At 42.8% G+C, this 13,593-nt stretch carries 13 protein-coding genes and 1 rRNA gene; all 14 read left to right on the forward strand.

Annotated features, from left to right (window positions below; translation table 11 throughout):
• Positions 1-71: 71 nt before the first annotated feature.
• The 14 genes from LG329_RS12975 to LG329_RS13040 all read left to right on the forward strand — a co-directional run bounded on the left by LG329_RS12975 (position 72) and on the right by LG329_RS13040 (position 13,573).
• Entirely contained in the window at positions 72-1,061 is a 990-nt protein-coding gene (locus LG329_RS12975; RefSeq protein WP_404451234.1) for an ABC transporter substrate-binding protein, read from the forward strand.
• Positions 1,054-2,079 (forward strand): FecCD family ABC transporter permease, encoded by a 1,026-nt coding sequence (locus LG329_RS12980; RefSeq protein ID WP_404451235.1) that lies wholly within the window; start codon positions 1,054-1,056, stop codon positions 2,077-2,079. Before LG329_RS12975 ends, LG329_RS12980 begins: the two co-directional genes overlap by 8 nt.
• Complete coding sequence (locus LG329_RS12985) at positions 2,076-3,545, forward strand: adenosylcobinamide amidohydrolase (protein ID WP_404451236.1); 1,470 nt, start codon at positions 2,076-2,078, stop codon at positions 3,543-3,545. Before LG329_RS12980 ends, LG329_RS12985 begins: the two co-directional genes overlap by 4 nt.
• Positions 3,545-4,504 carry an adenosylcobinamide-phosphate synthase CbiB gene (gene cbiB / locus LG329_RS12990; RefSeq protein ID WP_404456660.1) on the forward strand — a complete coding sequence of 320 codons (960 nt, stop codon included), beginning with the start codon at positions 3,545-3,547 and terminating at the stop codon, positions 4,502-4,504. The genes LG329_RS12985 and cbiB overlap by 1 nt, the downstream gene beginning before the upstream one ends.
• Positions 4,479-5,546 carry a threonine-phosphate decarboxylase CobD gene (cobD, locus tag LG329_RS12995; RefSeq protein WP_404451237.1) on the forward strand — a complete coding sequence of 356 codons (1,068 nt, stop codon included), beginning with the start codon at positions 4,479-4,481 and terminating at the stop codon, positions 5,544-5,546. Before cbiB ends, cobD begins: the two co-directional genes overlap by 26 nt.
• Before the next feature lie 56 nt (positions 5,547-5,602).
• The gene (locus tag LG329_RS13000; RefSeq protein ID WP_404456663.1) at positions 5,603-6,076 is read left to right on the forward strand and encodes a bifunctional adenosylcobinamide kinase/adenosylcobinamide-phosphate guanylyltransferase; all 474 of its coding nucleotides are present in this window, start codon (positions 5,603-5,605) and stop codon (positions 6,074-6,076) included.
• A complete protein-coding gene (locus tag LG329_RS13005; protein ID WP_404451238.1) occupies positions 6,073-7,542 on the forward strand; it encodes a cobyric acid synthase in 1,470 nt (489 codons plus the stop codon). Before LG329_RS13000 ends, LG329_RS13005 begins: the two co-directional genes overlap by 4 nt.
• Entirely contained in the window at positions 7,539-8,315 is a 777-nt protein-coding gene (gene cobS, locus LG329_RS13010) for an adenosylcobinamide-GDP ribazoletransferase (protein WP_404451239.1), read from the forward strand. Before LG329_RS13005 ends, cobS begins: the two co-directional genes overlap by 4 nt.
• A complete protein-coding gene (locus LG329_RS13015) occupies positions 8,288-8,884 on the forward strand; it encodes a histidine phosphatase family protein (protein ID WP_404451240.1) in 597 nt (198 codons plus the stop codon). The genes cobS and LG329_RS13015 overlap by 28 nt, the downstream gene beginning before the upstream one ends.
• Positions 8,845-9,249 carry a bifunctional adenosylcobinamide kinase/adenosylcobinamide-phosphate guanylyltransferase gene (locus LG329_RS13020; protein ID WP_404451241.1) on the forward strand — a complete coding sequence of 135 codons (405 nt, stop codon included), beginning with the start codon at positions 8,845-8,847 and terminating at the stop codon, positions 9,247-9,249. Before LG329_RS13015 ends, LG329_RS13020 begins: the two co-directional genes overlap by 40 nt.
• Before the next feature lie 12 nt (positions 9,250-9,261).
• Positions 9,262-9,846, forward strand: a complete 585-nt coding sequence (locus LG329_RS13025) for a cob(I)yrinic acid a,c-diamide adenosyltransferase (RefSeq protein ID WP_404451242.1) — start codon at positions 9,262-9,264, stop codon at positions 9,844-9,846.
• 3 nt (positions 9,847-9,849) lie between these two features.
• Positions 9,850-10,338: an ECF transporter S component gene (locus LG329_RS13030; RefSeq protein WP_404451243.1), complete on the forward strand. Its 489-nt coding sequence runs from the start codon at positions 9,850-9,852 to the stop codon at positions 10,336-10,338.
• Positions 10,335-11,054, forward strand: coding sequence for an ATP-binding protein (locus LG329_RS13035; protein ID WP_404451245.1), 720 nt, complete (start codon positions 10,335-10,337; stop codon positions 11,052-11,054). The genes LG329_RS13030 and LG329_RS13035 overlap by 4 nt, the downstream gene beginning before the upstream one ends.
• Positions 11,055-12,007: 953 nt before the next feature.
• Positions 12,008-13,573 (forward strand): 16S ribosomal RNA (locus LG329_RS13040).
• The last annotated feature ends 20 nt before the right edge of the window (positions 13,574-13,593 follow it).

Here is a 13,593-nt window from a genome sequence, read left to right on the forward strand (position 1 = left end):
TGCCTTCCTTTAGTCGGGCGTTTTAGCATTTATTATTACTCAAATTTACTTCATTACGGGGAGAGATTAACTTGAAACATTTGTCAAAATACATATTTATGTTTGTTATGGTTGTTGGATTATTAATGGGTTGCTCTGACAATAAGAATTCAAATCAACCTGAAGAAGACACGAATAAAGAAAGTGCCAATACAGAAAAATTGCGGGTTGAGGATACTACATACCCACTGTCCGTGAAGGATTCCGCAGGGAATAAGGTCGTTCTTGAAGAAGACCCTACCAGAATTGTTACTCTTATTCCTAGTAATACGGAAATCGTTTTTGCCCTTGGTGCGGGTGAACAGGTTGTCGGGGTATCTAAACATGATAACTACCCTAAGCAGGTGAATGAGATTGATAGGATTGGCGGGCTGCAAATAAATACGGAAAAAGTCCTTTCCTTAAAGCCCGATCTCGTTCTCGCCCACGGTTCAAGTGCCCACAATTTACAAGCAGCAATTGATCAAATTAGCCAGGCAGGAATTCCGGTTTATGTTGTTAAGAACGCAACTGATTTTAAAGATGTCTATCAAACAATCTATTCGATTGGTAAATTGGTAAATGAGCAGGAGAAAGCTGACAGTATAGTGACAGGGATGAAAGACAAGCTTAAAGAGATTAAGAAAAAAGCATCTGAAATTACTGATCCCAAAAGTGTATTTGTTGAAGTATCTCCAGCGCCGGAAATTTATACGACTGGAACGGGTACATTTATGAACCAGATGTTCGAAGCGATTCATGCCAAAAACGTAGCCGCAAACTTAGAGGGATGGGTCAAGATAAATGAAGAGGCTATCATTAGTTTGCAGCCAGATGTGATTCTTACAACGTATGGCTACTATACAGAAAATGCAGTATCCGAAGTATTGAACCGAGAAGGATGGGAACAAGTACCTGCAGTAAAAAATAAACAAGTATTTGATGTTCACTCGGATATCGTCTCTAGGCCTGGTCCCCGATTAATTAAAGGTGTAGAGCAATTGGCGGAAATTATTTACCCGGAAACGTTCGGTGATGAATAAACCATTAGCCTATATAGGAAGCTTGATTATTTTAATAGGTGCATGGCTAACAGGAGTAGCTATTGGCAGTGTACCTATTCCGCTTCCTGTTATCATTTCGGCAATAGCAGAAACGATAAGTCCTTATCAATCGAATATTGATCCGATCAATATCAGTATTATTGTAGATGTTCGCATGCCTCGCGTCGTATTAGCGGGCTTAGTGGGGGCGTCACTCGCGATAGCGGGTGCTTCATTTCAAGGTCTGCTTCAAAATCCTTTAGCGGACCCTTATACACTGGGGGTGTCTTCAGGAGCATCGGTCGGGGCGGTTTTGGTTATCTTTTCGGGGGTTGTCTTACCTATTTTCACTTCCTTTACACTACCTATTGTCAGTATTGGTACAGCGATTATCACGTTGCTGTTAGTGATTGCATTTGCACGGATGCTTGATCGAACGCTTTCGATTGAAACGCTTATACTGACAGGGATCGTGATGGGGTCTTTTCTAGGTTCCGTAATTTCACTTATGATTGCGTTGACTGGGGAGGAACTTCGGCAAATTGTCGGCTGGCTGCTTGGAAGTGTTGCGATGCGGGGATGGAATTATGTGGGGCTACTCTTACCGTTTTTTATAATAGGGGTGTTGCTTCTTATGACTCAAGGACAGGAATTAAATGCCATGTCACTAGGCGAGGAGCGAGCAAGACAACTGGGTGTACCTACAGAAAAAAGACGGGCATTAATTTTACTCGCTGCTTCTATCTTAACTGGTGCAGCTGTAGCGGTGTCAGGGACCATTGGATTTGTCGGTTTAGTTGTACCACATATTTGTCGAAAGATTTTCACCACTGATCATCGGCATCTTATCCCATTGTCATTAATTAATGGTGCGACCTTCCTGATATTGGCAGACCTTGTTTCGCGAACCATCATTGCTCCTGCCGAACTGCCAATTGGTGTGATTACATCGCTTATCGGTGCACCAATTTTTGCGTTCATTCTTTATCAGCAAAGGAAAAAGGGGGCGAGTCTATGATTCAAGTAACCAACATGACTGGGGGATATGAGGAGACACCAATCGTTAATGCGATTAGTTTTCAGGTTAATCGTGGTGAGTTTTTTGGTGTAGTGGGACCTAATGGAAGCGGGAAAACAACCTTGTTTAAGTTGATGAGCAGGATCCTTCCTTTTTGGGAAGGGGAGGTGTTTATTGAACAAAAGCCTCTCCAGCATTACACGCGTAAACAGCTTGCCCGCAAAGTGGCGACCCTGCCACAGGTGCAACAGAGCTTCTTTTCTTATAATGTCTATGAAACAGTTATGATGGGACGCTATGCGTATCAAACAGGTTTTTTTAAACAACCGACAGTTCAAGATAAAGAAGTGGTTGAAGCTGTGTTAGAACAAACAGGGCTAACCGCTATGCAGAAGTTTCCTTTAGATCATTTAAGTGGAGGTGAAAGACAGCGCGTTTATTTAGCGCAAGCACTCACGCAGGAACCTGATGTTTTGCTGCTTGATGAACCAACCAATCACCTTGACTTCAGCTATCAAAAACAACTTCTGGATGACTTGAAAAAATTATCTTTGACAAATCGTTTGACGGTTGTGTCTATATTTCATGATTTAAATACAGCTAGTCTTTATTGTGATCGACTTTTGTTAATGGATCAGGGAAAGATAAGGCAGATAGGCAAGCCGGAAGAAGTGATGCAAAAGGCATTACTTGAGCGAGTCTATCAGTCTTCTATCGATGTTCATGCGAATCCTACATTATCAAGTCCACAAATGAATTTGTTGCCCGATTATCCTTTGGAAAAAGCAAAATCAATACTATCACCAGAGTTAGTGGAGGTAACAGAGGATAAGGTTTTAATCCGGACAACCCAGTTGCTTAAAACCTTTTCCTCTGCCCTTATGGGTGGAGGGTTTGGGTGGTATCGTAACTTTATCAATTACCATGTTGATAAAAACTTTAATTCCGATACTCCACATCAACTAATGATTGAAAAGTGTAGCGAGTGGGGACTTGATGCACATGACACCGTGGCAATGATGACGGCGGCACACTTACCCGACTATGCGGTGCGGTTTTCCACGGAAGAAAAGGTACCCATCCTAATTGTGGTTACAGCTGGAACAGGTAATGCGGTTGATGTGGTTCATGGGGGAAATAGAATGTTAAGCAAACAACCTGGTACTGTAAATACATGGATTTTCATCGATGGACATCTATCAGAACAGGCATTTATTCAAGGAATCATAACGGCGACGGAAGCGAAGACAAAAGCTTTTTCATTTTGTGGAATCAAAGATCCGTTGACAGGCACGTTAGCTACAGGAACTTCCACAGACAGTGTTCTAATTGCAAGTACGCAAACAGGAAAGAGGTTGGAATATGCAGGGCCGATTACTTTTCTTGGAAGTCTGATAGGCGAGATGGTTTATGCTGCCACAAAGGAAGCTATTGAACATTACATAGAGAGAATGAAACATAAATGATTGAACACCTTATTGCTATAACCGTCGCATTTTTACTAGATTTGTGGCTTGGTGATCCACGTTGGTTGCCACATCCTGTCCGCGTGATAGGAAGCCTGATTCATTTTTTTGAGAAAAGATGGAATAAAGGAAGGTTCCGCCGATTCAAAGGGATTGTCATGGTTATAATCATATGTTGTTTGGTTAGTGTGATCACTTGGTCGGTTACATTGCTCGCCTACCATGTTCATGTCGTGTTAGGTATAGTCATTGAATCCTATTTCATTTGGACGACAATTGCTTTAAAGGGTTTGAAAGAAGCTTCAATGGATGTGTATACACCACTTGTAAGATCTGACTATGCGAAGGCGCGTCAACAATTATCTATGATTGTCGGTCGAGATACCGATCATTTAGATGAATCCGGGATGGTACGGGGGACTGTTGAAACGGTTGCGGAAAATACGAGTGATGGCATCACAGCACCACTAATTTTTGCGCTTTTGGGTGGTGCACCTTTAGCGATGCTTTATCGTGCCGTCAATACGTGTGACTCGATGGTAGGGTATCGTCATGAGCAATATTATTATTTTGGCTGGGCATCTGCCCGTTTAGATGACGTATTAAATTGGTTCCCTGCAAGGCTGACGGCCATATTACTTTTATCGCTTGAACGAACGCGGTATCAAACGAAAGAAGAAGGATTTAAATTGTTATTCAGCCAGTCAAAACGTCATCCGAGTCCGAACAGTGGATGGGGGGAAGCGGCTTTTGCACTGTTACTAGGAATCCAATTAGGTGGTGAAAACCGGTATTTCGGTGAGGTATCGACCAAGCCAACAATTGGTATTCCTTACGTGAAAATGAAGGCTGACCATATAAAAGCTGCTCATCAGTTGATGATACGAGGGACGCTTTATTTTATTACTTTTTTATGGATAGGAGGTGTAGCCATTGAAATGGCCATCACACGGAGCTAATCCACACTACTTAACAGATGAATTACAACTGCCAAAAGTTACGCATGATTTTAGTGTGAATGTCAATCCGCTTGGACCACCAGCTTGGCTGCAGGCAAAATGGGGAGACTACTTTGAACTAATGAAAAAATATCCAGATCCTGATGCGGTCGATCTTCGTCATGCCATAGCGCAAAAAGAATCGATTCTAGCAGAACAGGTTCTTGTTGGGAATGGTGCGTCTGAACTACTAACATTACTAGGACGGGAGTTTGCTGGGAAGCGTGTATTGATTGTTGAACCTACTTTTTCAGAATATCGAACGATTGCTGATCGGAACAATTGCTTAGTAGAATCCGTTTTTCTATCCGAGTCGGATGGGTGGGACCTGTCTTTAGAAAAAATCACATCCAAGCTTGCTGGTATAGATCTCGTCATCGTCTGCAATCCCAACAACCCAACAGGTGTATCCTATAAACAAAACGAGCTGATGGCATTATTACATGTGCTTGAGGAGAAAAACATTACACTTGTTGTCGATGAGGCGTTTTATGATTTTGTTCACGATGAGCCTTCCTTTATTCAACAAGTAAACACTTCATCGTGTCTTATCATCTTACGTTCACTGACGAAGATGTACGCACTTCCAGGCCTAAGGATTGGTTATCTTGCCGCATCGGAAGCGATGGTTCAGAATTTAGCATTGCACCAACCGACATGGAGTGTAAATGCCCTGGCACAACAAATCGTTCCATTATGTATCAACGATCATGATTACCGACAACGGACAAGGAATTTGATTCAAGCTGAGAAAGATCGAATTTTCCCCCAGCTTTATGATCTTTCTTTTACCGTATCGAAAAGTGATGTTAACTATTATTTATTAGGGGGATTTCCCTCTATGAGTGATACGTTGCTCCCCTTTCTTTTGAAAAATCGAGTTGCTGTTCGACATACCCACAATTTCCCTGGCTTGAATGGAGACTATGTTCGCTTAGCTATCCGTACACAAGAGGAGAATGACTACTTGCTTGAACTCTTAGAGAGGTGGGTACAGTCATGATAACCTTTGTCTGTGGCGGCGTGAGAAGCGGGAAGACGAGTTATGCGGAGCGTTGTATGTTAGACAAGAAGCACCTAAACCTTCACTATGTGGCGACGGGGGTAGTGACGGATTTCGAGATGCAAGAACGGGTAAGCCGTCATAAAGACGATCGTCGACAAAGTAGCAGGTCCTGGCAAACATGGGAGTTACCGACGGCGATTGATCAGGTTTTGTTTACAGGGAATGATGCCACCCTTCTTGATTGCCTAACAACATGGGTAACAAATGAAATGATGGCCCAGGAGGGCATGCTTCCAGACGATATGATTCGCTATTTAATCAATCAATTGGAAAATCTAATAGCAAATGTCGGAGAAGTGTATATTGTTTCGAATGATCTAGGTCGTGATATCGTCTCTTCAAATCGTCTGATCCAGAACTATCTTTACATCCTAGGCTCTATCCATAGGTATGTTGTCCGTCGGTCAGATGTAGCTATCGAAATGGTATTTGGCGTACCAGTTTTTCATAAAGGAGGTAAAGCATGAGAGGAGTTATGGTTCAAGGGACAGCTTCTAATGTAGGGAAAAGTTGGATTGCTACTGGCTTATGCCGACTGCTCGCAAATCGAGGTGTTCGAGTTGCCCCATTTAAATCACAAAACATGTCCAATAACTCTTACGTGACAGTCGATGGAAAAGAAATTGGTCGCGCGCAAGGTGTTCAGGCTGAAGCTGCTCGCGTTGAGCCAACAGTTGATATGAATCCCATTTTGTTGAAACCGACAAGTGATCAGCGGTCAGAGGTGATTATCCATGGAACAAGTAACAAGGCCTGGTCAGGGTCAGCGTATCGTACCATGTGGTATGATCATGGGAAACAGGCTATTCAACAATCAATCCAATGTTTGGAGATGGCGTATGACACACTAGTGATTGAAGGAGCGGGAAGCCCGGTTGAAGTAAATTTAAACGACCGGGAGTTGGTAAATATGTCAATCGCTGATCTTATTGATGTACCGGTCATTCTAGTTGCTGATATTGATAGAGGCGGCGTGTTTGCCAGCATTATTGGAACGTTGGCATTATTGCCAGAGAGTCACCTGAAGCGTGTAAAAGGCATGATTATTAATAAGTTTCGCGGGGAACGTTCGTTATTTGAAAATGGTGTAGAATGGCTTGAAAACTATACAGGATTACCGGTTTTAGGTGTGATCCCACATTTAGAGGATCACGGTATTGAAGGGGAAGATTCCTTAACCGTCCAAGCCTCTCCTTCTAAAAGAGAGCAGTTTCTTGACATTGCCGTTATCCATTGGCCTTATTTATCAAATGAAACGGACATTTCTCCCATTGCTTTAGAAGCGGATGTATCGATTCGCTATGTTCGGTCGGTCGATCAGCTTGGTACACCCGATGCCCTCATTTTACCGGGGACAAGGAGCACATTGGATGACTTCACTGCTTGTGCTGAAATGGGTCTTACGGAAGCTATAAGGGATTATGCAGAGAATGGAGTAATCGTAGGAATTTGTGGTGGATATCAAATCCTCTCGGAAGTAATGTATCACAATGAATCTGATTGTGAAGGGACAAAGGGAATAGGCGTGTTTCCTCTCACCACAACGTTTGTGCAAAATAAACAGACGATTCGTGTACAAGGTCATATTCATGATGCAAGTGGCTATGCTCCCGTAGTAATGTCTGGTTATGAAATTCACCTTGGTCGAACGGTTGGATCTATTACGCATCCTTTCCTTCAATTTGATGATGGACCTGAAGGAATAAGCCTTGATCAAGGACGTCTGATTGGGACCTATCTTCATGATTGCTTTCACAATGATGAATGGCGCACAGAGTGGCTGAATCGTTTGCGCAGGCGGGCAGGTTTGCCTGAACATTCAATGGCTTATCCAGTGAACCGGGAGAATCGTTACGACAATTTGGCTAATCACTTAGAAGCTAATCTTGATATGGAAAAAATTTTGGAGATGATTGAGGAAAGTGGCCCATGAGAAGTTTCCAATTTGGGGCACTGTTCGCATTACAGTTTTTCTCTGTGTTTCCTATCAGAAGAAACATCGAGCCAACTACACCTACAGTAAGTTCCAGTCTTAGATGGTTACCTATTCTAGGACTTTCTATCGGAGCGTTTAATGCACTTATGTTTTATGGTCTTGATTCTCTAACCTCCCTAAGTCTGCTTAGTTTGATAGTTTTTTCGATTATCATTCCAGTTATTTGGAGTGGTGGACTACACCTTGATGGATTAATGGATACGGGAGATGCCTTTTTTTCCTATCAGGACAAGCATAAACGGTTAGAAGTAATGAAGGATCCACGTACAGGAGCCTTTGGTGTATTAATCTTACTTGTTGTGTTAATTACCCGGTTTGTTTTCATGTATGAAGCTTTTCTTCGTGACTTTTCTGTGATTTGGTTTCTAGTATTAGTCCCGTTTCTATCGAGGTGTGTAATGGTATTGATGTTAGGACACGGGGTTTCTGCAAGGGAAAGTGGGTTATGTTTTTTCTTTAAGAAACACTATAGCCGAAGCGTGACATGTTGGATAATTGGGCTATTGCTCGCGGTAAGTGCTGCGATGGCCGTCATCTCTTTGACTCATCTTTTCGTCAGCTTGGCTATGGTTCTCGCCTCTATGGTCGGAATGTGGGGAGTAAAGGTTTGGGCGAAACGATCGTTTGGGGGTATAACAGGAGATGTATGTGGCGCGTTACTTGAAGGGATGGAAACTTACTTATGGTTCATCGTTTTACTATTTATTTGATTCGTCATGGGGAGACTCCTTCCAATCTGCAAAAACGTTATTTAGGCTGGCGAAATGAGGCAATGGTTGAGCAGGGCAGAATACAAATTATGAATATGAAAAAACATCTTCCTGCACTGCAAAAAGTCTATACCAGTGACCTTGATCGCTGTAGAGAGACTGCGGCTATTCTCTCTCCAGTAGATGAACCGACAACGATGTTACGTGAATATAACTTTGGGGATTTTGATGGCTTCACATACGAAAAGTTGAAGGAGGATCTGGATTATCAGCTATGGCTAAGCAATATGGAATCAATCACGCCGCCAAACGGTGAGAGCTTTGCTAGTTTTAAAAACCGTATCCTTTGTTTTATTAATCAACTGTTTAATGATCATCGTTTATCAAATGAACCGATTGCAATCGTTACCCATGGTGGGGTGATTCGTACATTGCTCCATCATTGGTCAACCGTTTCAGAGTCTATGTGGGAGTGGCCAGTAGCACCAGGAGAGGCTTATAAGATTTTATTAGAAAAGGAGGGTGATCGATGGATTTTATCACAGGCGGTGCGTATAACGGGATGCTAGACTGGGCGATGGAGAACTATGACAGTGATTGCACAATTTTACAGGCTGGGCAAGAGTACAAGGACGTACATACAAACATTCTTATTGTAGATAAGCTTGAAGAAATTATTTATAAGTACTGGAATGATCAGGAAGATGGAACCAAGCAATGGCGAGAGTACTATCAAGCTTTAATGAAATGGGAACGAACTGCCACGTCACACCAACTAATCATGATCGGAACAGATATCACAGGTGGAATCGTCCCAGTTGAACAGAAAGATCGCCTTTGGAGAGATAGGCTAGGGTTTATTTATCAACAGCTAACAAAAGATGCTGAATGTGTATTCCGAATATGGTTTGGCATTTCTCAACAACTAAAATAGGGGGAGATTTAAATGAGATTATACACAAAAACAGGTGACAAAGGGCAGACGAGTGTTATCGGTGGTCGGGTTAATAAAGACAATGTCCGTGTAGAAGCTTACGGAACAATTGACGAAACGAACTCTTTCGTTGGAAAAGCCATTTCTGAATTGGATAAAGAAATATTCAAGGATATTCTGGAGGACCTGGAAAAAGTGCAACATGAATTATTTGATTGTGGCTCTGATTTAGCAAATATTACGAAGAAAAATACGTGTAAATTAACCGAAGAAGCAGTTACTTATTTAGAAGAAAAAATGGATGAATTGATTGATGAAGCACCGGAGTTGGAGCGATTTATTTTACCTGGTGGTGCAGATGCGTCTGCTACCATTCATATTGCCCGGACTGTCACACGACGAGCAGAAAGGTTGATCGTGTCCTTGATGAGGGATGAAGAGATTCCGGAAGTAATTTTAAAATATGTGAACCGTTTATCAGATTATTTCTTCGCAGTTGCACGGGTAATCAATGCCCGCCTGCAAGTTCCGGATGTTGAGTATGTTCGAAGCGCAAAAGTTTTCCGAGGTAGCAATAAAAAGAATAAGGAGAAATGAGCCATGTCCACTAGAAAGTTAAGTTTACTTGCCTTGTTTATTGCATTATCCGTCATAGGGGCTTCTATTAAAATCCCAGCAATTGTCGGAAGCATTGCCCTTGATGCATTCCCAGCCCTTCTTGCTTCTGTTTTACTTGGAAAATATCAGGGTGCAATTATTGCAGGATTTGGACATGTAGTATCAGCATTTTTAGCGGGCATGATGTTAGGACCTATGCATCTGATAATTGCGTTAGAAATGGCAATCATGGTGTGGTGCTTTAGCGTAATCTATCAAACTGGAAAAAAGAAGTTTGCGGGGCTATTCTTCATTTTGAGCAACAGTTTTTTGGCACCACTACCAATGATCTTTTTATTCAGTGAAGAGTTTTATTATGCTTTATTGCCACCATTATTCATTGGAGCAACCTTTAATACAGTACTTGCTCTTGTACTTATTCCAAGATTTAAAACTATTTTTAGTAGAAGAATAGTAGGTAATTTGAAATGAAAAGAGATGTAGCAGTAATTCCTTTAGGTAACGATGAGGAGATTATCATTGCCAGTGACAATAGTGGTGGAATTGGTATGAAACAATTAGATAAGGTACCAGTTGCGTATGAAACCGTTTCCTATTACAGTTTTCGAGTAGCTTTTATGGAATGTGTTGCGGTAGGCGCGCTCCCATTTTCCGTAGTGATCCAAAACTTTAATGGGGATAGGGCGTGGTCCACACTAGTAGCAGGTGTTGAACAGGGGATGAAGGAAATAGGGATAGATGATCTTTCTATTACAGGCAGTACAGAAACTAATATGACATTGATGCAATCTGCGGTTGGGATAACAGTTTTAGGAAAAAGAAAAAAGAAGCAGGAACTTATTCCTTCTTATACAAATACGGTAAATGTAGCGATTATCGGGAAACCACTTGTTGGCACCGAGGTCATTAATCAAAACGAAGCTATTGCACCACTTAATCTATTTCAATGGTGTTGTGTACAGGAATCGGTTTTAGTAGTTTTGCCAGTAGGTTCAAAAGGGATCTTACATGAACTTAAAGAGTTATTCGCATATCAATCACTAAGGTTTGCAAGTGGCTTGGATATGAAGAAATCATCAGGCCCTTCAACATGCTTTATTATTGTTTACTTGCAGACAGTAGATAAAGAAGTTCAGCAAAAAGCGGGTAAGTGGTTTCATGCAGTTAATATTGAAAATTACTGTTAGATCAGAAATAATTACCGCATAGGTTTAGTCTTGCGGTCAGATTGTCGAGAAAAAATACCTGCTTTCTGTACAAACTGAAAGCTCCCGAGGGGGAGCATTATTTACACGTAAGGTAAGCATAAATAGTTTTGGGGAAACGGCGGTATAAGGAAAACTTCGGCATTCGCTTTTAAGGACGAGGCGAATGCCGAGTTTTTCTAATAAGGAAAGAAAGTATAAAATTTTGGCGTTTATCTGTCTAGCTCCAGCGCCTAGCCCCTCGAGGTTTTAAGTCAAATCTCTTTGTGATAAAAATCATCACTAAGAGATTCGTCTTAAACTTGTCGGGTCTGACCAAGGCGCTTGCGCTTTTCTTAAGGGAAATGTAATAAATGCAAAATTGGACAATGTCTCAAAAGGATTCGTGGACAGTGAATTGTCGATAACCGTTTAATAAAGCGCGTCATTAAAGATAAGTAGGGGGAGTTTATTGCGATTGTCCGTCTATCAGGATCAGGTAAAAGCAGGTGCTTTCTACTATAGGAGCATTATTGGGGGGGATGTGTCGCAATATTTTTATGGGAAAGGGAACGGTAAATGGACAGATTACTATCATAGAGATTAATTTTTTATTATTTTTTACTAAAACAGGTTTAGCGCCAGTGCAATCAGGTTAAATAATATATAACTATTAAAATAGGTGATTGTGTTTTTCTGTATAAAAAAATGAATTTATGGTTGTGATTCTTATATGATGATGATATGATTAATTGGTTGTCGCAAAAAGCGAAACATTAATTTTAAATAATTGTTGACATCTTAACAATGATTATGGTATTCTATTAAAGTCGCTTTTTCGAAGCGGCACAATGAATTTGCTCCTTGAAAACTGAACAAAACAACCAAGTATGTCAAGTAACGAAACAAAGCTAAGACAATTGATAGAATCGATTGGTGTTGATTCTATTCAAACTTTTTTGGAGAGTTTGATCTTGGCTCAGGACGAACGCTGGCGGCGTGCCTAATACATGCAAGTCGAGCGCGGGAAGCAAGCAATCGCCCTTCGGGGCGTGAGCTTGTGGAACGAGCGGCGGATGGGTGAGTAACACGTGGGCAACCTACCTGTAAGATTGGGATAACCCCGGGAAACCGGAGCTAATACCGAATAATACTTTTTATCACATGGTAGAAAGTTGAAAGGCGGCTTTTGCTGTTACTTACAGATGGGCCCGCGGCGCATTAGCTAGTTGGTGGGGTAATGGCCTACCAAGGCGACGATGCGTAGCCGACCTGAGAGGGTGATCGGCCACACTGGGACTGAGACACGGCCCAGACTCCTACGGGAGGCAGCAGTAGGGAATCTTCCGCAATGGACGAAAGTCTGACGGAGCAACGCCGCGTGAGTGATGAAGGTTTTCGGATCGTAAAACTCTGTTGTTAGGGAAGAACAAGTACCGTTCGAATAGGGCGGTGCCTTGACGGTACCTAACCAGAAAGCCCCGGCTAACTACGTGCCAGCAGCCGCGGTAATACGTAGGGGGCAAGCGTTGTCCGGAATTATTGGGCGTAAAGCGCTCGCAGGCGGTCTTTTAAGTCTGATGTGAAAGCCCACGGCTTAACCGTGGAGGGTCATTGGAAACTGGAGGACTTGAGTACAGAAGAGGAGAGTGGAATTCCACGTGTAGCGGTGAAATGCGTAGAGATGTGGAGGAACACCAGTGGCGAAGGCGACTCTCTGGTCTGTAACTGACGCTGAGGAGCGAAAGCGTGGGGAGCGAACAGGATTAGATACCCTGGTAGTCCACGCCGTAAACGATGAGTGCTAGGTGTTAGGGGGTTTCCGCCCCTTAGTGCTGAAGTTAACGCATTAAGCACTCCGCCTGGGGAGTACGGCCGCAAGGCTGAAACTCAAAAGAATTGACGGGGGCCCGCACAAGCGGTGGAGCATGTGGTTTAATTCGAAGCAACGCGAAGAACCTTACCAGGTCTTGACATCCTCTGATAGCGATAGAGATATCGTGTTCCCTTCGGGGACAGAGTGACAGGTGGTGCATGGTTGTCGTCAGCTCGTGTCGTGAGATGTTGGGTTAAGTCCCGCAACGAGCGCAACCCTTGATCTTAGTTGCCAGCATTTAGTTGGGCACTCTAAGGTGACTGCCGGTGACAAACCGGAGGAAGGTGGGGATGACGTCAAATCATCATGCCCCTTATGACCTGGGCTACACACGTGCTACAATGGATGGAACAAAGGGAAGCGAAGCCGCGAGGTGTAGCAAATCCCATAAAACCATTCTCAGTTCGGATTGTAGGCTGCAACTCGCCTACATGAAGCCGGAATCGCTAGTAATCGCGGATCAGCATGCCGCGGTGAATACGTTCCCGGGCCTTGTACACACCGCCCGTCACACCACGAGAGTTGGCAACACCCGAAGTCGGTGAGGTAACCTTTATGGAGCCAGCCGCCGAAGGTGGGGCCAATGATTGGGGTGAAGTCGTAACAAGGTAGCCGTATCGGAAGGTGCGGCTGGATCACCTCCTTTCTAAGGAAAAACAGAAAGCA

Origin of the sequence: Virgibacillus necropolis (assembly GCF_044793635.1) — a bacterium.
Lineage (GTDB): Bacteria > Bacillota > Bacilli > Bacillales > Amphibacillaceae > Virgibacillus_F > Virgibacillus_F necropolis_A.